Origin of the sequence: Acinetobacter pittii (genome assembly GCF_034067285.1) — a bacterium.
Taxonomy (GTDB): Bacteria; Pseudomonadota; Gammaproteobacteria; order Pseudomonadales; family Moraxellaceae; genus Acinetobacter; species Acinetobacter pittii_E.
This window is the reverse complement of record NZ_CP139286.1, coordinates 432,978-454,740: the sequence shown is the minus strand read 5'-3', so window position 1 is coordinate 454,740 and position 21,763 is coordinate 432,978. Positions and strand designations below refer to the sequence as shown.

Genomic DNA, 21,763 nt, shown 5'->3' with positions numbered 1-21,763 from the left:
AGGGTTATTTTACACATTAAGCTTGATTTCCGGCTTGAGAGGACCTACATCTAATACCATGTTTAAAAAATAATGTGGCTATTAGCAATGACTTTACAGCAAGCGACTTTACCAACTCCGCGTTTTGACCAAATTAAATTAGAAAATTTAAAACAAGATATTCAGCAAGCGATTCAGGCAGGCCAGGAATTTTTAAATACTCTTACAGCTGCACCTACAGATAGAGCACAGCAACTTTCCGTACTTGAGCAAGTCGATACGCTTGAAAATAATCTGAGTGAATCATGGGGCGTTTTATCGCATTTAAATGCGGTAATGAGTAATGTAGAAACGAGAGAAGCTTATCAATCCTTATTACCGGCATTGAGTGAATATTACACTCAGCTTGGTCAACACACGGCGCTTTATCAGACATATCAACACATCCATGATGATCAAGGTTATACATCGCTTAGCCCAGCCCAACAAAGTGCTATTCGCCTCGCTTTACGTGACTTTAAACTTTCTGGTGTAGCCTTAGAGGGTGAAGAGAAAAAACGTTATGCAGAGATTTCTGCACGTCTTTCACAGCTTTCTTCTGATTTTTCAAACCACGTACTTGATGCAACACAGGCTTACTTTAAACCACTTACCGAAGATCAGTTAAAAGGCCTTCCAGAAAGTAATATTGAGCTATTAAAACAGTACGGCAAACAACGTGAACTCGACCAAGCTGTAGCAACTCTCGATTTCCCAGCATATTTTGCGATCATGACTTATGCAGATGACCGTGCATTGCGTGAAGAGCTTTATAGAGCTTATGTAACTCGCGCATCTGATCAGTCTGAACAAACTGAGTTTGATAACAGCAAAATTATGGAAGAAATTTTGAGTCTTCGTCAGGAAATGGCGAAACTACTTGGTTTCAATAACTATGCTGAATATTCTCTGGCAAGCAAAATGGCGCCAGACGTAAAAACAGTACATGAGTTTTTGGTTGATCTAGCAGAACATGCACGTGCTCCTGCGCTACAAGAAGTTGCGGAACTTCAAGAAATTGCCAAACAAGATGGTGTGGATGAACTCAAACCTTGGGATACAACGTACTATTCTGAAAAGCTTAAACAGCAACAATTCAACTTATCTCAAGAAGCTTTAAAACCTTATTTCCCTGCACCTAAAGTTCTTCAGGGATTATTCCAGATTGTGCAGCGCCTATACGGCATTAATATTATCGAAAGACAAGCACCTGTTTGGCATCCAGATGCACGTTATTTTGAATTAGAAGACCAAGGCCAAGTGATTGGTGGATTCTTCTTTGACATCTATGCTCGTACGGGCAAACGTGGTGGCGCATGGATGAATGGTTTCCGCTCACGCATGCAGACGCTTCATGGCTTACAAAAACCAATTTGCTATATGGTGTGTAATTTCACCCCTCCGGTAGGTGATCAACCTGCTTTATTGACTCATGACGAAGTGATTACTTTATTCCACGAGTTCGGACATGGTTTACATCACATGCTAACAGAGGTAGATAACATCTCGGTTGCAGGAACGCACGGTGTTGCTTGGGATGCAGTAGAGCTACCAAGTCAATTTATGGAATTCTGGTCATGGGATAAAGAAAGCCTAGATGTACTAAGTGAACACATCGATAGTAAACAAACTTTGCCACAAGAATTACTAGATGCTTTATTAAATGCCCGATTCTTCCAATCTGGTATGCAAACTTTGCGTCAGCTTGAATTTGCGTTGTTTGACTTGACCATTCACACAAAAACGCCTGCGCTAAACAGTGAGCAAATTCAGCAGACCTTAAACGACATTCGTAAGCAGTATGCAGTCGTTCCTACTGTCGACTACAATCGTTTCCAACATAGTTTTAGTCATATTTTTGCTGGTGGTTATGCCGCGGGTTATTACTCTTACAAATGGGCAGAAGTCTTAGCAAGTGATGCGTTTGATCGTTTTGAAAATGAAGGTATTTTTAACACTCAAACAGGTAAAGAATTCCGTCAGGCAATTTTAGCTGTGGGTGGAAAAGACACCGCGCTTAAGGCATTTGTTAATTTCCGTGGGCGCGAACCTAAAATTGACGCGTTGTTACGTCATCAAGGTTGGACGAATGACAACAAAACCGCTTAAACTATGGGCCTAAATTGATCGTGTGGTTAGGGTGATAAAGATGAAAAAACGTTTCATTGCTGGGGCAAAATGTCCAAAATGTGAAGCCATGGATCGGATTGTCATGCTAACCACCGCAGAAGATGAATGGATTGAATGTATTGAATGCGGTTATAGCGAAAATCGTCCAACTCATGTTGATGAGCCTGAGACGCCCGCTATACCTGATGAAATTGGGGTAATACAGTTCAAGCCACGTCGTCCCGACTAAAGGTCTTAAACATGCCACTACAAAGAAAACAAAACTCAAAATTATTATGGATTTTAATTGGGGGCTTAAGCATTCTCGTAGTGCTTTTTTTTGCAGCACAATGGTTTTTTAAAAAAACTGAGTCGTCAGCACCACTGGTTGATCCTCAACCAGTATCGACGCCCGCTCCTGCTCAACCTGCTGATCCATCACCAAGCTCTGAACCCTTAGCTGAAAATGCAAGTTCTCAGCAACTTGTCAGTGAGAATATGCTTAAAGAACCTGTACCAGCCCAAGAGTCTTTAGCAAAAGAAGAAGTGTCAAAACTTGAAGATATCCAACGCCAGTTAAAAGAACAGGAATCCACCTTAAAAGCTCAGCATGCTGATGCTGATCAATTAGCTAAACTCAAAGAAGAACAAGTTAAATTGCTTGAAGCTCAGCTTAAACAGCAATAGTTTTTGAGCGGACTCTTAAAAAAGCTAAAGTCATCTATCTTTAGCTTTTTTATTTGGATTTAAAAATAGTATTAATTATCTTTTTCTAAATTTACTCAATCTACTTATAAAAAAAGCCCTCCGTTTAGGAAGGCTTTTTTATATAACCGATACTTTAATTTAAGTTAATGATACCAACCGAATAACTTAAATACATATGGTACGTAGGTCACTAATACCAATGATGAGAACAAGACAATAATTGGTAGCAACCAGCGCTCATATCGGAAGTAGAAACTTGTATATTTCTCTTTCGCTTCAGCATCAGCCGCATTCACTTCATCATCTCCGACGGACAACCGCGTGAGTAGATGGTTCAAGGCAACGGGTGGTGTTACATAACCAAATTCGAATGCCACCAATACAATCATCCAGAAATGAATTGGATGAATACCATTTTCGTATGCCACAGGTGCAATAGTTGCAGCAACTAAAATTACAGCACCAAATGGGTCTGTACACATACCAATAATGGCAAGTAATAACGCAATACATGCAAGTGAGATGTAGATACTGCCTAAATGGGTCGGCAATAATTCAACCACTTCAGAGCGTTCAATTAAACCACCTACACTTGCAGACAATGCCATCAAGATAATTAGAGCACCAATATGACCTACAGTTTCTGAGGTCGCAAAACGAAGTGCTCCACCAAAACCAAGACGGAATTGAGAACTATGCGGATCATGCGCACGAAGGAATGGTGATTTTTGTTCGTGTTCACGAACAATCGCCTCATGAATATTAATTGCAGGAGCTTCTTTGGTAGCGACCAATTTGTCATACAAGATCATTGCGATGAGGACTAATGGCAAAATTACTGGTGCAGTAAACTCATTCATTCCTGTATCTAGCGCATATTTATAGATCGCAAGAACAACAGCAGTGATCAGAATATATGGAATTACGGGTACAAAGGCACGCATCATGCCTGGAATCGCAACTTTTGGTGAATTTACACGGAATTTTTCTTCAGCCAAAAGTAAGGAAACACCCAAGAAAATAAATGCAGTTAACCAAAATACATAAATACCATGACCAAACAATTCATCGGACGTTACATGGCGGCTATCAAGCATTGCAATTAAAACGACCAATAGACATGGACGTACAACTACACCTAAAGAACCAGACATGGCAGACACAGCCAACGCATATTGACGGCGAGCACCTGCATTCCAGACTTCTTTATAAATAATTGCACCAGCTGCGATTACGAAAATACCTGATGCACCTGTATATGCTGTTGGTACAGCAGCAGCAATTAGAATTAACCACGTTAAAGTTTCTGGCGCCAAGTTCCATGGACGAAGGACATTAAGGAACAAATCCATAACACGTGTTTGAGTCAAAAGCATACCTGCCCAAATAAACAAGGCAAGGTTTAAGAAGATACCTGAGAACTCAACCAATAAACCAAGGTAAATCCCTTGCCCCATTGGGTAATCCATAAAGAACGTGAATACGATACCTGTAATTAGTGCCATGTAAGCATATAAAGGCACCGATAATAAGGCTAAACCTATATTACCGCCTTCACGTTTTGGTGGAGGTGAGACAAATAATTGATAGAGACTAATTAAGGTCAGAACAACAAATAGAATCATCCAGATCCAGTAAATCGTTACTGTTTCATAAGTAGGTGTTACCCCAGAATTTATGACTGAACGATACTGACTAATTACCGAGAAGCTAAGTAGTGCATTACCAATCAACATAAAGAGGGAATACACTTTGTAATCTATTTTTGTTGCCGGATTACGCAAGCCAATATGGTGATATTTCAACGATGCAGTGATCGCAGAAATCAGAACCATAAAGATGAGTAAAATAGCGCGGTTCTCTGTACCGAATTTAAAAATACCAAAGAAACCAGTCTCGATAGCACGGTAAGTACGTACCCCAGGGTTAGCTTCGATATATTTAATGGTTTTATCATACGCTTGGTATTTTTCATCACATTGTTGCTGCGCTGCGAGTAGTGATGCACGGACATCACTTTCCGATGCTGCACCAAAGAAACTTGCGAAATCATCAGATGCATTCGCTTTCATTTGTTCTTTTACTTGAGCATCGATATTTGGATGTCGATCACAAGTTGGCTTTTCTGGCTCAGCACGCAAAAAAGAATATTGCATACCTGTAGCAGGGTCACCATAGAGGCGCTCCCCGATACGTAATAATTGTCCGTGGATCATTTCCCCGGTACCAATAATTAGAGTCATTAATAGCAGAATAAGGATGACGAATGTTGAGATCCATTCGTTCCAGATATAACCCAGCAGACCTAATCCAGATCTTTTTTCTTGATGTTCTTGCATAAATATTCCAATTTTGTTCTCTCAAAAACCTGTAAAAACAGGAGTTTGAGTCATGCAATTTTCTTGGTCAGGGGTTAAATCCATCCCCCTTCTACCAATCCCTTTATTCAACGATCAAATTTGCATCAAACTTTATGAATAAAGAATGACTAAAATCACTTTTTTAACAGTTTGTATTGTCAATGTTTCTTTTTTAATCTCTGCACAAGCCAATAGCATCCCCCAAAAATTGCTCCACCTATCGCTCCATATAAATGAGCCTCAGTTAAAACAGGACTTCCTATTAACTGGGCAGTTCCTGTTTGCCCGAATGTATTTTCCCATATGAGTTTTGCTACGATTAATCCTAGAACCAAAAAAGCAAAATTACGCTCTTTACGATATTGCAAATACACTAAAGCAACCGCTGTATATAGCCCATGTAATACACCAGACAGCCCTGCATACGCTTCGATATAAGGTAAATAAAAGTAGAACACCAAACTAATAAAAGGTGGCAACAGCAAAAGCAGGCTTAAAATATGCCATGCTTTTGTATGTGGAAAGATAAAGGGTAAACAGGCAAATGCCATCATATTTAAAAGAAAATGAATCCAACCAACATGAACCCAGTGCGCTGTCCATAAACGCCAGAATTCGCCAAGTAAACTGTCACGCCAATAAATAAAAGTATCAGGAAACACCTGTAAACACGCAGAAATGGAAATGCACACTGCGACCAAAAGCACTTTACTATTCAGTACATGATCCTTCATGGCACACTCCTTGAAATTAAACTTCTTGCAATTATTGTAGAACTTAACAATAGACTCGCAAGAAGTTTAGTCTTTCAAATATTTTTTACTGCGCTGTTGGTGGAGTAGATGAATCCGCAGGAACTTCAGAAGCAGCTCCGCCATCAAATAATTCATCTAGCTCTGCTGCACCTTCATTCTTATCATCCCAGAAATGAGACATTCCATCATCTCCGGTACGTACACCGGTATGCTCGGTCCAGTAACGGTCAGAGATACCACGTACAATAAGGCCTGCCATACTATCAATTAACTTAAAGTTTGGATTGACAGGTTTATCATCAGCTTGAGATGCCGCATATGATCTTAATGCATCACGAATTTTTGCATCATCACCACTTGCTTGGGCAGCCACTGCATATAAAGCATGAGATAAGCGAACACCTTTTTGCTCGCCTAATTGCACTGACTGTTTCAAAGTTTGATATGGATCTGGCTTACCCTCATCTGCACCAGGTAATAAAGTCCAGATAACAGCACGCGTTGCGTTAGGCGCTCCCCAGAATTTTTCATTATCTAGGCAGACCATTCCCCGCTCTACAATAGCAGCGATATCTTTAGGAACATTAACTGCGCCACCAGAGTTAATATCATTGGTCACAGCTTGTAGACCACTGATCATTCCCATTAAATAGACAGTTTGATCTAAGTCACTACGCATCGTTGGACAAGAATCACCTAAATGATATTTATATTTTGATTCCCAACGGTCAGCAAATAACTTATAACCCGTATATTGACGTTCAGCAGCAATTGCAGCCCAACGTTTTTGTGCAATACGAGCATCCTGAGCTTCTGTTACCTGTCCCGCTTTTGAAGCCCGCAAATAACGTAATTCTGCCTCTAAAGCCTGATTTTCAGCACAGACACCCGACGCTGCATATAGCAAAACTGCAACACGTGTAGGGTCTGCTCCCATACCTTTAGTAGACATAATTGCTGGAGTTAAAGCATTACCTGAATTACAGACCATTTCAGCATCTTGCATAGCAAGAATAGGTGGAATCATATGCTTTTCAGTAAAACCTAAAGCAACATTGGCTCCGGTTTTTACCACATAAGAACAACCTGATAAAACTGAAGCTGCAAGAAAACTCACCGCCAAACCTTGGCTTATTTTTTGGACTTTAGACATCTTCCTGTCCTCTATGTAATTTGTTTTTTCCTTTTCAGATGTACATTAGCAGATGCATATCTTGAATAAAAGAGTAATTACTCTAATTGTAGCGCTTATACTTTGACACACTTCCCAGCAGATAAAATTGACAGTTTTTCGAGGAAACAGAAATTTTGGGCAAAAAAAAGTAGCATTGCGACGGTTCAGCACATGCTACTTATTAACTGAGATAAGCTTTTAACGGCTTATATTATTTTTGTTCTATATAATCCTTAAGTAAAGTTCCTGCTCTTCCTACTACTACAGCCATAACTACTGCAATTAACAGAAACATCCACATTGAAATCTCCATGAGAGACCTCCTTACTACAATCGCACCCAGTAATAAACTGGACACTTGATGAAATTAATCGACTAACCAATTTAATAATTGACTGATCGACGACCTTGCATCCTCTGTCTCTTAACTTTGTTAAAATTAACTTTGTTAAGATGTTCCCTGAGTAAAGTTCCTGCTCTTCCTATTACCACTGCCAAAATTATGGCAATGACCAAGAACGACCATGTTGGCATCTCCATTTTGAGACCTCCGACACACTTTACGGTGGTGTTTGTACTTTAACCGATCAAATAAATACCCATAGGCGAAATTGTCAGACAATCACCTTTCCTTCGCTTTTTTCTATATTTTAATTAGACAATCCTGAACTCAAGCAAGAAAATAATTATTAAGCTTTTGTTTTTTATAATTTTTAAATAAATATACAAATGTAGAATTGTCTAACAATTAATAGAGTTTTTCTAAAACTTTTATCCTTTTCCACTGCTGAATAGGAAGCTGATCGTACCAAATAATAGCTATCTTCGTAGGTCCTCCTTCAAAATAAACGACTATGAATATCTGATAATCAATTATTTTAATAATTACCAACCGATGAATCGCGTTTTGAGAGGTGTATGCAACCGACCATAATTTTTGATCTAAATATACAATTTGAGATATTCGTGTTTGCTTTAAAAAGAAGATAAAACTAATAGATAAAAGAATAAGAGCACATAGCCACCACATGGGTGTTAATAATTGATAAAGCAGGATTGCTAAGCCCAAACCAACAAAAAGCTGAAATATTACCGAGACACGGCTATATTTCAGCTTGAAATTTAATTCTTTTATCAAAACAGTTTAGCCATGTACATACTGTTTTAATTTATAAATAAATTCACGTAACTCTGTGCGTGGAGGTTCAGAAACTTCCATGAACCAATCTAATAAATCTGGATCTTCTTGCTCAACTAACTCTGCAAACAATGCTTTTTCTGCCGGATCAGCTTTCAAATAATAGTTTTTTACATACGGGTCAAAATAGACGTCAATTTCTTTTAAGCCGCGGCGTGCTCGATAAATTACTTTACGTTCTTCCAAGGTCATTTCGTCAGACATTTATTTCCCCATCTGCGTTGATAGTGCGCCTAGTTTACCTGATCACCCTCCAAAGATCGCTAAAAATATCAAATTGACCAAATTTATCATCTTGTTCTCATAATTGAGCATTCATCACATTGTTAGGTATGGAATGCTTCCGTATGTTTAGGGACATAACATCACACCTGAACCAAGGAAGAAATACAAATGCAATCTGGTGCCATCCGTCCTATTCCAAATATGTTACCGAGACACTTATTTAATGAAGAACATGAAGCCTTCCGTGAGACTGTCCGTAAATTCTATGAAAAGGAAGTAGTTCCAAATATAGAAAAATATGAAAAACAGCAACATGTGGACCGAGATCTTTGGAATAAAGCTGGAGAACTAGGTCTTCTTTGCACCACAATGCCAGAGCAATATGGTGGTTCTGGGGTAGATCGTCTATACAGTATGATTCTTATCGAAGAACAAGCGTATGCGATGGACTCGAGTACCGGTTTCTCTTTGCATTCCGACATTGTTGCTAATTACGTTAATAATTTTGGTAATGAAGAACAAAAACAAAAATGGTTACCCAAAATGGCTACTGGAGAAGTGGTCACCGCTATTGCAATGACAGAACCAGGTACGGGTTCAGATTTACAAGCGGTAAGAACCACAGCCGTACTTGATGGTGACGAATATGTCATTAATGGCTCTAAAATTTTTATTACGAATGGCTACCTATGCGACATGGCCGTAGTCGTTTGTAAGACTGGTAATAGTGATAAAGGTTCGGCGAACTTATCCTTAATTATTGTGGAAGCAGACCGTGCTGGTTTTAGTAAAGGTAAACCTCTAAACAAAATAGGAATGAAAGGTCAGGATACTTGCGAATTATTCTTTGATAACGTTCGCGTTCCTAAAGAAAACCTTTTAGGCATGGAAGGTATGGGCTTTATTATGCTCATGAAAGAATTAGCATGGGAACGAATGTTAGTTGCTATTATTTGTCAGGCAGGCGCTGAAGCAGCCTTTGCGCATACCGTTCAATATACAAAAGATCGTAAAGCATTTGGTAAACCTATTGGCGCATTTCAGAATACACGCTTTAAGCTTGCTGAACTTAGAACAGAGATAGATTTCTGCCGTACTTATCTAGATCGTTGTATGGAGTTACAACTTGAAGAAAAGTTGAGTGTCGAAGCTGCTGCAGCTGCTAAATATAAAATTTCTGATATGTTCTCGAAGGTTGTAGATGAATGCCTTCAATTGCATGGTGGTTATGGTTATATGCTTGAATATCCAATTGCGCGTGCCTACATAGATCATCGAGCAAATCGAATTTATGCAGGTACAAATGAAATCATGAAAGAATTAATTTCAAGAACACTTTAATACCTTCATAAGAAAAGGGGCATTACGTCCCTTTTCTTATTTAACATGACTTAGGATACTAATTTTGGTTTACGTTCATTTGCTTCAGAACGCTTATGAAAATGAAGAATACCATCTTCAAATGTCGCATTTTTTAGGGACTTTCTATCTTCGAGGTAGTTATTAGTCACCTGCCATGGAGCCCGCTTACCTTGTTTAGGAAGCTCATGTGCTGCACGGTTAATATAGCCTGAAGATAGCTTACCCATTACGGTATCTTCTTCCATCACCGTCTTATCGCCCGATGGAATCACTTCATCATAACTATTTTTGTCCATATAGTTTAATAAGCGACAAATATATTCGGCAGCGATATCCACTTTGAGTGTCCATGATGCATTCACATAGCCAATGATCATCGCCATATTTGGTACATCACTGAGCATTATGCCGTTATAAAGCATATGTTCAGATGAGTTGATTGGTTTCCCATCAAGAGTAGCCTGAACTCCACCCATAATCTGAACTTGTAGCCCTGTTGCAGAAACAACAATATCAGCATCAAGATGTTTGCCAGATTTAAGTAAAACACCGTTTTCGGTAAATTTCTCAATCTGATCAGTTTCTACACTTGCTTTGCCTTCACGTAAAATCTTAAACAAGTCACCATCTGGCACTACGCATAAACGCTGATCCCAAGGATTATATGAAGGCGTAAAATGCTTCATATCAACCTTACCTTTAAGTTGCACTTCAATTGCTTTTAAAAGTAAACGACGTACAGTTTTCGGATGCTTCTGAGACAATGCATAAATAGCGCGTTGCATGCCAATGTTGCGAGCACGGGTAAATTTATAAGCTGCTTCTTCAGACATAAATTTACGCGTTTTTTCATAGATGAAATCGATAGAAGGAACACTAGCAATATACGTTGGTGAACGCTGCAACATGGTGACATGACCTGCCCCACCTTTAGCCATGGCTGGAACTAAAGTAATTGCTGTTGCACCACTCCCAATAATAACGACTTTCTTACCTGCGTAATCTAAATTTTCCGGCCAATGCTGTGGGTGAATAAACTGCCCTTTAAATGCTTCTTGATTTGGGAAAGAAGGCGCATACCCCTGATCATAGTTATAGTAACCTGTACATCCAACAACAAAATTTGCAATCCAAGTCTGCTGTTTTTTATTGCTATCTTCTACTACAACCTGCCATTTTTTTGAGGCAGAATCATAATTAGCAGAAAGTACACGATGACCAAAATGAATTTTTTCTTTTAATTTATATTCATCAATTACTTCGCCTAAATACCCTTTAATAGAAGCACCATCAGCTAATACATTCGCTTTACACCATGGTTTAAAGTTAAAACCAAAGGTAGACATATCTGAATCTGAACGAATACCAGGATAACGGAAAAGATCCCATGTTCCACCAAAAGACTCACGACGTTCTAAAATCTCAAACTGTCGTTGTGGTGAATTTTTTGACAAATGAGCAGCGATTCCGATTCCTGAAATACCTGCACCAATGATTAAAATATCAACTTGCTTTTCCATTTTATTTTTATACCCATTGTTGAGAATATAAGTTTATTAAAACACAATTTTGACAATACACAATGTCAAGTTTGACCGTTTATCTGCTTTTTTATGTCACTTGAGGACATTTTTATAATTTATTTTGTGACTAGAAATAAAAAAGACCGGTATAAAACCGGTCTTTTTTGAATAAAATCAATTATTCAGCTGAAGTGTTTACTTCACGATCTACAAGCTCAACGTAAGCCATCGGTGCTGCATCACCAGCACGGAAGCCCGCTTTAAGAACACGTAGATAACCGCCGTTACGTTCTTTGTAACGAGGGCCGAGTACGGTAAATAATTTACCAACAGTTGCAGCATTACGAGTACGAGCAAATGCTAAACGACGATTTGCTACAGTATCGTTTTTTGCTAGAGTGATTAAAGGCTCAGCAACACGACGTAATTCTTTAGCTTTAGGCACAGTTGTTTTGATCAACTCGTGTTCAAATAAAGAATTAGCCAAGTTTTGGAACATCGCTTTACGATGGCTGCTTGTACGGCCTAATTTCACACCACTATTACGATGACGCATGGTGATAGTCCTACTTAATTAACGGCTACGATAGGCAAAACGGTCGTCCATACGAAGACTAGCTGGTGGCCAGTTTTCAAGACGCATACCGAGTTGTAAGCCTTTCGATGCCAAAACATCTTTGATCTCTGTTAACGATTTTTTACCAAGGTTAGGAGTTTTTAACAACTCAACTTCAGTACGTTGAACAAGATCACCAATGTAGTAAATATTTTCTGCTTTCAAACAGTTAGCAGAACGAACAGTAAGCTCTAGATCATCTACTGGGCGAAGCAAGATTGGGTCAACTTCTTCACGAGGCTCTTGAGCAACTGGAGTTTGGTCTTTCTGAAGATCAACAAAAATTGCAATTTGTTGTTGCAAGATTGTTGCCGCTTTACGGATAGCTTCTTCAGGATCAACCGTTCCATTTGTTTCAAGGTCGATTACCAGTTTATCTAAATCAGTACGTTGTTCTACACGCGCATTTTCAACGGTGTAAGAAACACGTTTAATTGGGCTATAAGAAGCATCTAATTGCAAACGACCAACAGGACGTGTTTCACCTTCAGGGAAACGAGAATCAGATGTTTCATAACCACGACCTTGAGCAACTTTCAAGCGCATTTTTAATGAGCCTGAAGCACTTAAAGTACCGATTAAATGTTCTGGGTTAACCACTTCAACATTATGAGGTAAACGAAGGTCAGCAGCAGTAATATCGCCAGGACCTTGTTTTTCTAATGTTAAATATGCTTCATTTTGATCGAACAGCTTAATAGACAATCCTTTTAGGTTCAGCAAGAGCTCGACGATGTCCTGCTGCAAGCCTTCTAAAGTACTGTACTCGTGCTCGACACCTTCTATCTCTACTTCAACCACAGCAGCGCCAGGTAAAGAAGACAATAGAATGCGACGTAAAGCATTACCTAGAGTATGGCCAAAACCACGCTCTAAAGGTTCTAGAATCACTTTTGCCGAGGTCCCGCTTACCGCTTCGACCTTGATCGCTTGCGGAGTTAGAAACTCGTTTGCAGTACGCGTCATTATTGCTACCTCAAGGATTATTTAGAATACAATTCTACAATCAAGCTTTCGTTGATTTCAGCAGGTAAATCAGAACGATCTGGTGCAGCTTTAAACGTACCTTCAAGCTTAGAATGATCAACTTCGATCCAAGCTGGAATACCACGTTGTGCAGCTAACTCAATCGCGTTTTTAATACGCAATTGTTGTTTAGCACCTTCGTGAACCGCAATTACATCACCAGCTTTAACTTGAATAGATGCGATGTTTACACGACGACCATTCAAAGTAATGCTACGGTGACTTACTAACTGACGAGCTTCTGCACGTGTAGAACCAAAACCCATGCGATAAACAACGTTATCAAGACGGCTTTCAAGCAATTTCAACAAGTTCTCACCTGTTGCGCCTTTAACACGAGCTGCTTCTTTATAGTAGTTACTAAATTGACGTTCTAACACACCGTAAATACGACGGACTTTTTGTTTTTCACGTAATTGTAGTGAATACTCAGATTGCTTACCACCGCGTGCCTGACCATGTTGACCAGGTGCTTTGTTAGCTTTTTTAGTTTTGACGTCAAATGGTTTAACGCCAGATTTAAGTTGCAGGTCTGTCCCTTCGCGGCGAGAGAGTTTGCATTTTGGACCAATATAACGAGCCATGAATGTTTCTCCTTACACGCGACGTTTTTTAGGTGGACGGCAACCGTTGTGAGGAATTGGAGTCACATCGGTAATGCTGTTAATCTTATAACCCACTGCGCCTAATGCACGAACCGCAGACTCACGACCTGGACCAGGACCTTTTACAAGGACGTCCAGATTTTTCAAACCGTAATCCAAAGCTGCTTTACCAGCAACTTCAGCAGCTACCTGAGCAGCAAACGGAGTTGATTTACGTGAACCACGGAAGCCTTGTCCACCTGAGGTGGCCCAAGCCAATGCATTACCTTGACGATCAGTAATCGTAACAATGGTGTTATTAAAAGACGCGTGAATGTGTGCAACACCTTCAGAGACGGTACGGGTGACCTTCTTGCGTGTGCGAGTATCTTTAGCCATCTTTTAGCTTCCAGAAATCTTACTTTTTAATCGGTTTGCGCGGACCTTTACGGGTACGTGCGTTAGTTTTGGTGCGTTGACCACGGACAGGCAAGCTGCGACGATGGCGAAGGCCGCGATAGCAACCCAAATCCATTAAACGTTTAATGTTCATGGAAATTTCGCGACGTAAGTCACCTTCGGTAGGAACCTTAGCAACTTCTGCACGAATCGCATCAAGCTGAGCATCGTCCAACTCACGGATCTTAGTAGTTTCAGTAATACCAACTGCAGCTAAGATATTCTTAGCAGTGTGGCGACCGATACCAAAGATATAAGTGAGGGAGATAACAGCATGCTTGTTATCCGGAATGTTTACACCGGCAATACGAGCCATTCACTTTCTCCAAAAAGGCAGTAGAGATAATCAACCGCCCCACAAAAATCTTGAGGGGCGGATATTAACCCAATTCGCCTACTGAAATCAACAGGTCTTGATTAGATTAACCTTGACGCTGCTTATGACGAGGTTCTGCGCTACAAATTACGCGAATAACCCCATTACGACGGATAACTTTACAGCTACCACAAATTTTCTTTACAGAAGCTTGTACTTTCATGATGAAACCTCTAAGTGCGCTTATCCCTTAGGATGAGCAGTCGTTTTTCTCATTAATGTTTGATTGTCATATTGATGAGATGTTAAATGCGCTTGTAGCTGAGCCATAAAGTCCATAACCACGACTACTACGATCAATAATGAGGTACCACCTAAATAGAATGGAATCCCAAAAGAGCTTTGTAGAATCATTGGCATTAAACAAATGACCGTAATATAAATCGCACCAATAAACGTCAAACGATTAAGAATATGATCTAAGTAACGAGCAGTTTGCTCACCTGGGCGAATACCAGGCACATAAGCTCCGCTGCGTTTTAGATTTTCTGATACTTCCTTAGGGCTAAATACTAAAGCCGTATAAAAGTAACAGAAAAAGATAATTAACGCACCAAAGAGCACCAAATACAAAGGCTGTCCAGGCGACAATACTAACGCTAAGTCTTGTAAGCTACTTTTAATAAAACCAGCATTTGGATCTGCACTTCCAACCCATTGTCCAAGACTAGCTGGGAACAATAGTAAAGAACTTGCAAAAATCGCAGGAATAACACCAGCCATATTAATTTTTAATGGCAAATGCGTCTGCTGTGCTGTAAATATACGACGACCTTGTTGCTTTTGTGCATAGTTTACTGGGATACGACGTTGTGCTTTTTCGATAAACACAATGGCTGCCAATACACCTAAAGACAAAAGACCAAAGATTACAAGACCAATCAAACTTGTCTGACCATTATCTACAGAAGATACTGATTGCATAATTAATTTAGGCAAACCAGCAACAATACCTGCGAAAATAATCATTGAGATACCGTTACCAATACCTCTTTCAGTGATTTGCTCACCTAGCCACATTAAGAACATAGTTCCAGCGACAAGTGAAGTAACTGCCGGTATATAAAAAGCGAGACCAACTGACAGAGTAATACCCTGACCGATCAAACCCGCACACATACCAACTGCCTGAACCACTGCAAGCAACAATGTGCCCTGACGCGTATATTGATTAATTTTACGCTTACCTTGCTCACCTTCCTTTTTCAAGGCTTCAAGTGAAGGAATTACAGTAGACATTAACTGCACAATAATTGATGCAGAAATGTAAGGCATAATCCCTAAAGCAAGAATAGACATTCGCTCTAAAGCACCGCCAGAAAACATATTGAATAGCCCAAGAATAGTTCCTTGGTTCGCATGAAATAAATTTTCTAACGCAGCATTATTAATGCCTGGTACTGGAATATGCGCTCCTAGTCGAAAGACCAGCAATGCACCGATTAGAAAACTCATCCGGCGAATAATTTCACGATATTTCACATGAAATGGCTGACCTTTCATCATGTTGACATGACCTGAAGAACTAGGAGACATAGACACTCGAGATTACTCCTCGACTTTACCGCCAGCTGCTTCAATCGCAGCTTTAGCGCCTTTAGTCAATGCAACACCTTGAACAGTGAATGCACGAGTGATTTCACCAGAAAGTACGATACGAGCACGAATTTGGTCACGACGAACAACATTCGCAGCTTTCAAAGTTTCTAGGCTAACGATGTCGCCTTCAACCTTGCTTAACTCAGATAAACGTACTTCAGCAGTTTTTAAAGCGATTTGGCTAGTGAAACCGAATTTAGGTAAACGACGATAAATCGCTGTTTGACCGCCTTCAAAGCCTGGACGAACGCCACCACTTTTACGTGATTTTTGACCTTTGACACCACGGCCACCAGTCTTACCAACGCCAGAACCGATACCACGGCCTAAACGACGGTGTTCACGTTTTGCACCTTCTGCAGGCGCAAGTTCATTTAAACGCAGAGTCATGGCTTATTCCTCTACACTAACCATATAGTAGACTTTGTTGATCATACCGCGGTTAGAAGGCGTATCTTGCACTTCTACAGTATGACCAATACGACGCAGACCTAAACCTTGTAAGCAAAGCTTGTGATTTTTCAAGCGATGTGAAGAAGATTTAGTCTGGGTAACTTTAATCGTTTTCATGATTGATTACCCTTGAATTTCTTCTACTGATTTACCACGTTTCGCAGCGACTTTCTCAGGAGAAGTCATATCACGCAAACCTTTGAAAGTTGCGTTTACTACGTTGGCAGCATTAGTAGAACCATAACATTTAGCAAGTACGTTATGTACACCTGCAGCTTCTAGAACGGCACGCATTGCGCCACCAGCGATTACGCCAGTACCTTCAGAAGCAGGTTGCATATATACACGGCTTGCACCATGACGAGCATTCACAGGGTGTTGTAAAGTAGTACCTGCAAGGTCTACAGTAATCATGTTGCGACGTGCAGCTTCAAGTGCTTTAGAAATAGCAGCTGGAACTTCACGTGCTTTACCACGACCAAAACCAACACGACCATTACCATCACCCACAACAGTTAATGCTGTGAAAGAGAAGATACGACCACCCTTAACAACTTTGGCTACACGATCAACGGCAACCAGCTTTTCAACAAGACCTTCGTTTTGTTCAACTTTAGCCATGATTAGAACTCCAAGCCGTTTTCACGAGCAGCATCAGCCAAGGCTTTGATACGACCATGATATTTAAAACCAGAACGGTCAAATGCAACTTTAGTTACACCAGCTGCTTTCGCACGCTCTGCGATTAAAGCGCCTACTTTAGTAGCCGCGTCTACATTACCTGTAGTACCGCTACGTAAAGATGCATCCAAAGTTGAAGCTTGTGCTAAAACTTTGCCACCATCTGCTGAAATAACTTGAGCATAGATGTGACGCGGAGTGCGGTTTACACACAAACGAGTCGCACCCAATGCACGAATGTGCAAGCGTGTGCTTTTCGCACGACGCAAACGGGATTGTTTCTTTTCGTTCATAAGAACCTCGCGCCTTATTTCTTCTTAGCTTCTTTACGAAGAATGACTTCATCCGAATAACGAACACCTTTACCTTTATATGGTTCAGGAGAACGATACGCACGGATTTCTGCCGCTACTTGACCTAACAACTGCTTGTTTGCTGATTTCAAAATGATTTCAGTAGCAGTTGGAGTTTCCGCTGTTACACCTTCAGGTAAAGCGTAGTCAATTGGGTGTGAAAAACCAAGGTTAAGGTTTACAACAGTACCTTTAACCGCAGCTTTATAACCAACACCAACTAGCTGCAACTTACGTTCGAAGCCTTCGCTAACCCCTTTTACAAGGTTATTCAATACAGCGCGAGCAGTACCAGCTTGCATCCAAGCATCTTTCGATTCTTTAACTGGAGCAAGTTGAAGTTTACCTTCTTCCTGTTTTAGCTCGACCAGCGCATGCAGGTTGAAAGACAATGTACCTTTGCTGCCTTTCACTTCGACCTGCCGGCCGTTCTGAGTAACTGCTACACCATTAGGTACAGTTACTGGGGCTTTAGCCACACGAGACATGAGGAATCACCTATTAAGAAACAAAAGCAATAACTTCACCACCAACGCCCGCAGCACGTGCAGCGCGATCAGTCATGATGCCTTTGCTTGTAGAAACAATTGCAATACCTAAACCTTGCTTAACGCTTGGAAGTTTATCTTTACCACGGTATTGGCGAAGACCTGGACGGCTTACGCGTTTAACCATTTCGATAACTGGTTTGCCTTCGAAATATTTTAAAGTAATTGTCAAAGTAGATTTTGTCTCTTCTTGAGCAACTTCTACATTTGAAATATAACCTTCTTGTTGAAGTACGTTTGCAATAGCAACTTTCAACTTAGAAGAAGGCATAGAAACAGTTTGTTTCTTAGCCATTTGTGCGTTACGAACACGTGTTAGCATGTCGGCAACGGTATCTTGCATACTCATTTAGTCGCTCCTTACCAGCTTGCCTTAACAACGCCTGGTACATCACCCTGCATTACTGTGTCACGTAATTTGTTACGGCTTAAACCGAACTTACGGAAGTAACCATGAGGACGACCAGTTAAACCACAACGGTTACGAAGACGTACCGGAGATGCATTACGTGGCAATGCTTGTAACTTTAACATCGCTTCGAAACGCTCTTCTTCACTTGCATTTACGTTTGCAATCGTAGCTTTTAATTCAGCACGTTTTGCAGCGTATTTAGCAACTGTTTTTTCGCGTTTCAATTCGCGATTAATCATACCTTTCTTAGCCATATCGACCTCTTATTTGAACGGGAAGCCGAATGCACGCATAAGCGCACGGCCTTCGTCATCGGTGCGAGCAGTCGTAGTAATAGTAATATCCATACCACGAATACGATCAATCTTATCGAAATCGATTTCAGGGAAAACGATTTGCTCTTTCAAACCCATTGAGTAGTTACCACGACCATCAAATGATTTCGAAGAGAAACCACGGAAGTCACGGATACGAGGGATTGCGATTGAGATCAAACGGTCCAAGAATTCGTACATTTGGTCGCCACGTAAAGTAACTTTACAACCAATCGGCCAACCATCACGGATTTTGAAACCAGCGATAGATTTACGAGCAAGTGTAATTACTGGTTTTTGACCAGCAATTAATTGCATGTCGACTACAGCGCCATCTAATAATTTCTTATCAGTTGCAGCTGCGCCTACACCCATGTTTAGGGTAATTTTTGTGATGCGTGGAATTTCCATCACGTTCTTAATGCTAAGTTCTTCTTGTAACTTCGCTTTAAGTTCTTCGTTGTAACGTGCTTTAAGTCTGGCCATTGCCTTTTCAACCTATTACTTCGCTACCGCCACTGATTCACCATTTGATTTATAAACGCGAGTTTTCACGCCATCAATCACTTGGTAACCAACACGGTCAGCCTTCTGGGTTGTAGCATTTAAAATTGCCACGTTTGAAATATGAAGCGAAGCTTCTTGAGTAACGATACCGCCTTCAGCGCCAGTTACACGATTCGGCTTTTGATGCTTCTTCACTAAGTTAAGGCCTTCAACCTTAACGCGGTCTTCAGAAACAGACAATACAGTACCCTGTTTGCCTTTTTCTTTACCTGCGATCACGATAACTTGATCGCCTTTTTTAATCTTAGCCATGATTGCCTCTTATAGAACTTCAGGAGCCAATGAAATGATTTTCATGAACTGTTCAGTACGAAGTTCACGAGTCACTGGTCCGAAGATACGAGTAGCAATCGGAGCTTTGTTGTTGTTCAGGATAACTGCAGCATTATCATCAAAACGGATCACAGAACCATCTGGACGACGAATGCCGAATTTAGTACGAACTACAACCGCATTCATCACGTCACCTTTTTTAACACGTGCGCGTGGGATTGCTTCTTTTACAGTAACTTTAATAATGTCGCCAACAGAAGCATAACGACGATGTGAACCACCAAGTACTTTAATACATTGTACGCGGCGAGCACCACTGTTGTCTGCTACGTCGAGCATAGTTTCGGTTTGAATCATTGCCCTACTCCAAAACCGAGCATCACCGGTCACAATTTCGAAAGGCTCAAAGAGTACTCGAAATTGACCGATGATGCAACAAGAACGTCGAATTACTCAGCAGCTGCTTCAACTACTTCCACTAAAGTCCAAGCTTTAGTTTTAGAAATTGGGCGGCTTTCTTTAATGGTCACAACATCGCCAAGTTTAGCAACATTGTTCTCATCATGAGCGTGTAACTTAGTTGAACGGCGAATTGATTTGCCATACAACGGGTGTTGAACGCGGCGTTCGATAAGAACAACAATAGACTTGTCCATTTTGTCGCTTACTACTTTGCCGGTTAACGTGCGGACTGTTTTTTCACTCATTGTCCGTTCCCCTGTTTTTCGGTAAGGAGTGTCTTAATACGAGCAATTGTCTTACGAGCAACTTGCACTTCATGCGATTTACCCAACTGACCAGTTGCTTTCGCCATACGAAGACGGAATTGATTAAGCTGTTGCTCATCAAGCAAAGCTTTCAACTCTTCTACCGATTTTTCACGTAGATCTTTAGTTTTCATTACATTACCGTCCGAGTCACGATAGTGGTTTTAAACGGAAGTTTAGCAGCAGCTAAAGCAAATGCTTCACGCGCTAATTCTTCGTTCACACCTTCAATTTCGTACAGGATCTTACCTGGTTGGATCTGGCAAACCCAGTACTCCACGCTACCCTTACCTTTACCCATACGCACTTCAAGAGGCTTTTGAGTAATTGGTTTATCCGGGAATACGCGAATAAAGATTTTACCACCACGCTTAATACGGCGGCTAATAGTACGACGTGCAGCTTCAATCTGACGAGCAGTCATACGACCACGTTCAGTTGCTTTAATTGCAATCGAACCAAATGATACTGTACTACCACGATGCGCTAGACCAGTATTACGGCCTTTGTGCACCTTACGGAATTTGGTACGTTTAGGTTGCAACATGGATTATTCTCCCTTGTCAGCAGCACGGTCACCGCGACGACCACGACGCTCTTGACCTTCACCACGACCACGACCACGTTTAGCTGGACGATCTTCAGCAGGAGCAGGGTTCATGACTTGTTTCATGCCACCTAAAATCTCGCCACGGAAAATCCAAACTTTAACACCAATCGTACCGTAAGTTGTTTCTGCACGCATAGTAGCATAGTCAATGTCTGCACGTAGCGTATGTAAAGGTACACGACCTTCACGATACCATTCTGTACGAGCAATCTCTGCACCACCTAAACGGCCAGACACTTCAACTTTGATACCTTTAGCACCAGCACGCATAGTGTTTTGAACCGCACGCTTCATAGCACGACGGAACATTACACGCTTTTCTAATTGAGAAGCGATAGCTTCAGCAACTAAACGCGCATCTAAGTCTGGGCGATCAATTTCGTTGATACTTACTTGCGCAGGAACACCCATAATGCTGGTAAGTTCGCGCTGTAATTTCTCAATATCTTCGCCTTTTTTACCGATTACGATACCAGGACGAGCTGTGCTAATAGTTACTTTAGCAGCGCCTGATGGACGTTCGATAAGAATATTGCTTACCATCGCATTCTTAAGTTTTTTAGTTAAAAACTCACGAACTTGAAGATCTTTAAGCAAGTATTCAGCGTATTGTTTCGGATTCGCATACCAGTTAGCGTTATGACGTTTCACAACACCTAGGCGGATACCGATTGGATGAACCTTCTGACCCAT

The 21,763-nt window shown here is 40.8% G+C and carries 30 protein-coding genes and 1 pseudogene; 4 read left to right on the top strand and 27 right to left on the bottom strand.

Annotated features, from left to right (window positions below; genetic code table 11):
* The first annotated feature begins 72 nt into the window (after positions 1 to 72).
* Genes prlC through SOI81_RS02185 form a run of 3 tightly spaced genes read left to right on the top strand, consistent with a single transcriptional unit; the run spans position 73 to position 2,814 of the window.
* Complete coding sequence (prlC, locus tag SOI81_RS02195; protein WP_320541166.1) at positions 73 to 2,127, top strand: M3 family metallopeptidase; 2,055 nt, start codon at positions 73 to 75, stop codon at positions 2,125 to 2,127.
* A 40-nt stretch (positions 2,128 to 2,167) separates the two neighbouring features.
* On the top strand, positions 2,168 to 2,377 hold the full coding sequence (locus SOI81_RS02190; protein WP_016142985.1) for a YheV family putative zinc ribbon protein: 210 nt from the start codon (positions 2,168 to 2,170) through the stop codon (positions 2,375 to 2,377).
* Between the two features lie 11 nt (positions 2,378 to 2,388).
* On the top strand, positions 2,389 to 2,814 hold the full coding sequence (locus tag SOI81_RS02185; RefSeq protein WP_320541165.1) for a hypothetical protein: 426 nt from the start codon (positions 2,389 to 2,391) through the stop codon (positions 2,812 to 2,814).
* 164 nt (positions 2,815 to 2,978) lie between these two features.
* Here SOI81_RS02185 and SOI81_RS02180 read toward each other — a convergent pair whose 3' ends face one another.
* The 5 genes from SOI81_RS02180 to SOI81_RS02160 form a co-directional block, all read right to left on the bottom strand.
* Positions 2,979 to 5,174 (bottom strand): TRAP transporter large permease subunit, encoded by a 2,196-nt coding sequence (locus tag SOI81_RS02180; RefSeq protein ID WP_016142983.1) that lies wholly within the window; start codon positions 5,172 to 5,174, stop codon positions 2,979 to 2,981.
* A gap of 179 nt (positions 5,175 to 5,353) precedes the next feature.
* Positions 5,354 to 5,929: a rhombosortase gene (gene rrtA / locus SOI81_RS02175; RefSeq protein WP_016142982.1), complete on the bottom strand. Its 576-nt coding sequence runs from the start codon at positions 5,927 to 5,929 to the stop codon at positions 5,354 to 5,356.
* Between the two features lie 85 nt (positions 5,930 to 6,014).
* On the bottom strand, positions 6,015 to 7,103 hold the full coding sequence (locus SOI81_RS02170; protein ID WP_239967795.1) for a hypothetical protein: 1,089 nt from the start codon (positions 7,101 to 7,103) through the stop codon (positions 6,015 to 6,017).
* Between the two features lie 769 nt (positions 7,104 to 7,872).
* Positions 7,873 to 8,262 carry a hypothetical protein gene (locus tag SOI81_RS02165; RefSeq protein ID WP_239975680.1) on the bottom strand — a complete coding sequence of 130 codons (390 nt, stop codon included), beginning with the start codon at positions 8,260 to 8,262 and terminating at the stop codon, positions 7,873 to 7,875.
* Positions 8,263 to 8,268: 6 nt separating this feature from the next.
* Positions 8,269 to 8,526, bottom strand: a complete 258-nt coding sequence (locus SOI81_RS02160; RefSeq protein WP_016142980.1) for a succinate dehydrogenase assembly factor 2 — start codon at positions 8,524 to 8,526, stop codon at positions 8,269 to 8,271.
* Between the two features lie 189 nt (positions 8,527 to 8,715).
* Here SOI81_RS02160 and SOI81_RS02155 point away from each other — a divergent pair, with 189 nt between their 5' ends.
* On the top strand, positions 8,716 to 9,888 hold the full coding sequence (locus SOI81_RS02155) for an acyl-CoA dehydrogenase family protein (protein WP_224993474.1): 1,173 nt from the start codon (positions 8,716 to 8,718) through the stop codon (positions 9,886 to 9,888).
* A 50-nt stretch (positions 9,889 to 9,938) separates the two neighbouring features.
* Here the strand turns inward: SOI81_RS02155 and hapE are convergent, their stop codons facing one another.
* From hapE to rpsC, 22 genes and pseudogenes are all read right to left on the bottom strand, one after another.
* Complete coding sequence (hapE, locus tag SOI81_RS02150) at positions 9,939 to 11,429, bottom strand: flavin-containing monooxygenase (RefSeq protein WP_239975679.1); 1,491 nt, start codon at positions 11,427 to 11,429, stop codon at positions 9,939 to 9,941.
* Positions 11,430 to 11,610: 181 nt separating this feature from the next.
* Positions 11,611 to 11,988 carry a 50S ribosomal protein L17 gene (rplQ, locus tag SOI81_RS02145; protein WP_002049717.1) on the bottom strand — a complete coding sequence of 126 codons (378 nt, stop codon included), beginning with the start codon at positions 11,986 to 11,988 and terminating at the stop codon, positions 11,611 to 11,613.
* Positions 11,989 to 12,006: 18 nt separating this feature from the next.
* On the bottom strand, positions 12,007 to 13,014 hold the full coding sequence (gene rpoA, locus SOI81_RS02140; RefSeq protein WP_002116730.1) for a DNA-directed RNA polymerase subunit alpha: 1,008 nt from the start codon (positions 13,012 to 13,014) through the stop codon (positions 12,007 to 12,009).
* A 17-nt stretch (positions 13,015 to 13,031) separates the two neighbouring features.
* Entirely contained in the window at positions 13,032 to 13,658 is a 627-nt protein-coding gene (rpsD, locus tag SOI81_RS02135; RefSeq protein WP_000135204.1) for a 30S ribosomal protein S4, read from the bottom strand.
* 12 nt (positions 13,659 to 13,670) lie between these two features.
* Complete coding sequence (gene rpsK, locus SOI81_RS02130) at positions 13,671 to 14,057, bottom strand: 30S ribosomal protein S11 (protein ID WP_001040166.1); 387 nt, start codon at positions 14,055 to 14,057, stop codon at positions 13,671 to 13,673.
* A gap of 19 nt (positions 14,058 to 14,076) precedes the next feature.
* Positions 14,077 to 14,433: a 30S ribosomal protein S13 gene (rpsM, locus tag SOI81_RS02125; RefSeq protein ID WP_000090815.1), complete on the bottom strand. Its 357-nt coding sequence runs from the start codon at positions 14,431 to 14,433 to the stop codon at positions 14,077 to 14,079.
* Between the two features lie 106 nt (positions 14,434 to 14,539).
* Positions 14,540 to 14,656, bottom strand: coding sequence for a 50S ribosomal protein L36 (gene rpmJ / locus SOI81_RS02120; protein WP_000867907.1), 117 nt, complete (start codon positions 14,654 to 14,656; stop codon positions 14,540 to 14,542).
* A 20-nt stretch (positions 14,657 to 14,676) separates the two neighbouring features.
* Positions 14,677 to 15,996, bottom strand: a complete 1,320-nt coding sequence (gene secY, locus SOI81_RS02115) for a preprotein translocase subunit SecY (protein WP_014207743.1) — start codon at positions 15,994 to 15,996, stop codon at positions 14,677 to 14,679.
* A gap of 45 nt (positions 15,997 to 16,041) precedes the next feature.
* Positions 16,042 to 16,482: a 50S ribosomal protein L15 gene (rplO, locus tag SOI81_RS02110; protein ID WP_002116985.1), complete on the bottom strand. Its 441-nt coding sequence runs from the start codon at positions 16,480 to 16,482 to the stop codon at positions 16,042 to 16,044.
* A 3-nt stretch (positions 16,483 to 16,485) separates the two neighbouring features.
* Entirely contained in the window at positions 16,486 to 16,662 is a 177-nt protein-coding gene (gene rpmD, locus SOI81_RS02105) for a 50S ribosomal protein L30 (RefSeq protein WP_000849088.1), read from the bottom strand.
* Between the two features lie 6 nt (positions 16,663 to 16,668).
* Positions 16,669 to 17,166 carry a 30S ribosomal protein S5 gene (gene rpsE / locus SOI81_RS02100; RefSeq protein WP_001141025.1) on the bottom strand — a complete coding sequence of 166 codons (498 nt, stop codon included), beginning with the start codon at positions 17,164 to 17,166 and terminating at the stop codon, positions 16,669 to 16,671.
* A gap of 2 nt (positions 17,167 to 17,168) precedes the next feature.
* The gene (gene rplR / locus SOI81_RS02095; RefSeq protein WP_002049741.1) at positions 17,169 to 17,519 is read right to left on the bottom strand and encodes a 50S ribosomal protein L18; all 351 of its coding nucleotides are present in this window, start codon (positions 17,517 to 17,519) and stop codon (positions 17,169 to 17,171) included.
* A gap of 14 nt (positions 17,520 to 17,533) precedes the next feature.
* Complete coding sequence (gene rplF, locus SOI81_RS02090) at positions 17,534 to 18,067, bottom strand: 50S ribosomal protein L6 (RefSeq protein ID WP_002116801.1); 534 nt, start codon at positions 18,065 to 18,067, stop codon at positions 17,534 to 17,536.
* A gap of 13 nt (positions 18,068 to 18,080) precedes the next feature.
* Positions 18,081 to 18,476: a 30S ribosomal protein S8 gene (gene rpsH, locus SOI81_RS02085; protein WP_002049732.1), complete on the bottom strand. Its 396-nt coding sequence runs from the start codon at positions 18,474 to 18,476 to the stop codon at positions 18,081 to 18,083.
* 11 nt (positions 18,477 to 18,487) lie between these two features.
* Complete coding sequence (gene rpsN / locus SOI81_RS02080; protein WP_002049689.1) at positions 18,488 to 18,793, bottom strand: 30S ribosomal protein S14; 306 nt, start codon at positions 18,791 to 18,793, stop codon at positions 18,488 to 18,490.
* Positions 18,794 to 18,802: 9 nt separating this feature from the next.
* Entirely contained in the window at positions 18,803 to 19,339 is a 537-nt protein-coding gene (gene rplE, locus SOI81_RS02075) for a 50S ribosomal protein L5 (RefSeq protein WP_002116961.1), read from the bottom strand.
* A gap of 15 nt (positions 19,340 to 19,354) precedes the next feature.
* On the bottom strand, positions 19,355 to 19,672 hold the full coding sequence (gene rplX / locus SOI81_RS02070) for a 50S ribosomal protein L24 (RefSeq protein ID WP_002116820.1): 318 nt from the start codon (positions 19,670 to 19,672) through the stop codon (positions 19,355 to 19,357).
* A gap of 9 nt (positions 19,673 to 19,681) precedes the next feature.
* Entirely contained in the window at positions 19,682 to 20,050 is a 369-nt protein-coding gene (gene rplN, locus SOI81_RS02065) for a 50S ribosomal protein L14 (protein WP_001982634.1), read from the bottom strand.
* A gap of 92 nt (positions 20,051 to 20,142) precedes the next feature.
* The gene (gene rpsQ / locus SOI81_RS02060) at positions 20,143 to 20,400 is read right to left on the bottom strand and encodes a 30S ribosomal protein S17 (RefSeq protein ID WP_002116661.1); all 258 of its coding nucleotides are present in this window, start codon (positions 20,398 to 20,400) and stop codon (positions 20,143 to 20,145) included.
* Positions 20,397 to 20,594 (bottom strand): 50S ribosomal protein L29, encoded by a 198-nt coding sequence (rpmC, locus tag SOI81_RS02055; RefSeq protein ID WP_000849928.1) that lies wholly within the window; start codon positions 20,592 to 20,594, stop codon positions 20,397 to 20,399. Before rpmC ends, rpsQ begins: the two co-directional genes overlap by 4 nt.
* Positions 20,594 to 21,007: a 50S ribosomal protein L16 gene (rplP, locus tag SOI81_RS02050; RefSeq protein WP_002049688.1), complete on the bottom strand. Its 414-nt coding sequence runs from the start codon at positions 21,005 to 21,007 to the stop codon at positions 20,594 to 20,596. Before rplP ends, rpmC begins: the two co-directional genes overlap by 1 nt.
* Positions 20,947 to 21,763, bottom strand: a pseudogene (rpsC, locus tag SOI81_RS02045) (30S ribosomal protein S3). The gene rplP and the pseudogene rpsC overlap by 61 nt, the downstream one beginning before the upstream one ends.

Excerpts from the sequence above, each read along its gene's own strand:
- SOI81_RS02160 (WP_016142980.1), bottom strand. The coding sequence starts at position 8,526 with ATGTCTGACGAAATGACCTTGGAAGAACGTAAAGTAATTTATCGAGCA.
- rplQ (WP_002049717.1), bottom strand. The coding sequence starts at position 11,988 with ATGCGTCATCGTAATAGTGGTGTGAAATTAGGCCGTACAAGCAGCCAT.
- rpsK (WP_001040166.1), bottom strand. The coding sequence starts at position 14,057 with ATGGCTAAAGATACTCGCACACGCAAGAAGGTCACCCGTACCGTCTCT.
- rpsM (WP_000090815.1), bottom strand. The coding sequence starts at position 14,433 with ATGGCTCGTATTGCCGGTGTAAACATTCCGGATAACAAGCATGCTGTT.
- rpsQ (WP_002116661.1), bottom strand. The coding sequence starts at position 20,400 with ATGAGTGAAAAAACAGTCCGCACGTTAACCGGCAAAGTAGTAAGCGAC.
- rplN (WP_001982634.1), bottom strand. The coding sequence starts at position 20,050 with ATGATTCAAACCGAAACTATGCTCGACGTAGCAGACAACAGTGGTGCT.
- rplE (WP_002116961.1), bottom strand. The coding sequence starts at position 19,339 with ATGGCCAGACTTAAAGCACGTTACAACGAAGAACTTAAAGCGAAGTTA.
- prlC (WP_320541166.1), top strand. The coding sequence starts at position 73 with ATGTGGCTATTAGCAATGACTTTACAGCAAGCGACTTTACCAACTCCG.
- rpsH (WP_002049732.1), bottom strand. The coding sequence starts at position 18,476 with ATGAGTATGCAAGATACCGTTGCCGACATGCTAACACGTGTTCGTAAC.
- SOI81_RS02185 (WP_320541165.1), top strand. The coding sequence starts at position 2,389 with ATGCCACTACAAAGAAAACAAAACTCAAAATTATTATGGATTTTAATT.
- rpmJ (WP_000867907.1), bottom strand. The coding sequence starts at position 14,656 with ATGAAAGTACAAGCTTCTGTAAAGAAAATTTGTGGTAGCTGTAAAGTT.
- SOI81_RS02190 (WP_016142985.1), top strand. The coding sequence starts at position 2,168 with ATGAAAAAACGTTTCATTGCTGGGGCAAAATGTCCAAAATGTGAAGCC.
- rpmC (WP_000849928.1), bottom strand. The coding sequence starts at position 20,594 with ATGAAAACTAAAGATCTACGTGAAAAATCGGTAGAAGAGTTGAAAGCT.
- rplP (WP_002049688.1), bottom strand. The coding sequence starts at position 21,007 with ATGTTGCAACCTAAACGTACCAAATTCCGTAAGGTGCACAAAGGCCGT.
- rpoA (WP_002116730.1), bottom strand. The coding sequence starts at position 13,014 with ATGACGCGTACTGCAAACGAGTTTCTAACTCCGCAAGCGATCAAGGTC.
- rplX (WP_002116820.1), bottom strand. The coding sequence starts at position 19,672 with ATGGCTAAGATTAAAAAAGGCGATCAAGTTATCGTGATCGCAGGTAAA.
- SOI81_RS02170 (WP_239967795.1), bottom strand. The coding sequence starts at position 7,103 with ATGTCTAAAGTCCAAAAAATAAGCCAAGGTTTGGCGGTGAGTTTTCTT.
- rplF (WP_002116801.1), bottom strand. The coding sequence starts at position 18,067 with ATGTCTCGTGTGGCTAAAGCCCCAGTAACTGTACCTAATGGTGTAGCA.
- rplR (WP_002049741.1), bottom strand. The coding sequence starts at position 17,519 with ATGAACGAAAAGAAACAATCCCGTTTGCGTCGTGCGAAAAGCACACGC.
- secY (WP_014207743.1), bottom strand. The coding sequence starts at position 15,996 with ATGAAAGGTCAGCCATTTCATGTGAAATATCGTGAAATTATTCGCCGG.
- rpsN (WP_002049689.1), bottom strand. The coding sequence starts at position 18,793 with ATGGCTAAGAAAGGTATGATTAATCGCGAATTGAAACGCGAAAAAACA.
- rrtA (WP_016142982.1), bottom strand. The coding sequence starts at position 5,929 with ATGAAGGATCATGTACTGAATAGTAAAGTGCTTTTGGTCGCAGTGTGC.
- hapE (WP_239975679.1), bottom strand. The coding sequence starts at position 11,429 with ATGGAAAAGCAAGTTGATATTTTAATCATTGGTGCAGGTATTTCAGGA.
- rpsD (WP_000135204.1), bottom strand. The coding sequence starts at position 13,658 with ATGGCTCGTTATATTGGTCCAAAATGCAAACTCTCTCGCCGCGAAGGG.
- SOI81_RS02155 (WP_224993474.1), top strand. The coding sequence starts at position 8,716 with ATGCAATCTGGTGCCATCCGTCCTATTCCAAATATGTTACCGAGACAC.
- rpsE (WP_001141025.1), bottom strand. The coding sequence starts at position 17,166 with ATGGCTAAAGTTGAACAAAACGAAGGTCTTGTTGAAAAGCTGGTTGCC.
- rpmD (WP_000849088.1), bottom strand. The coding sequence starts at position 16,662 with ATGAAAACGATTAAAGTTACCCAGACTAAATCTTCTTCACATCGCTTG.
- rplO (WP_002116985.1), bottom strand. The coding sequence starts at position 16,482 with ATGACTCTGCGTTTAAATGAACTTGCGCCTGCAGAAGGTGCAAAACGT.
- SOI81_RS02180 (WP_016142983.1), bottom strand. The coding sequence starts at position 5,174 with ATGCAAGAACATCAAGAAAAAAGATCTGGATTAGGTCTGCTGGGTTAT.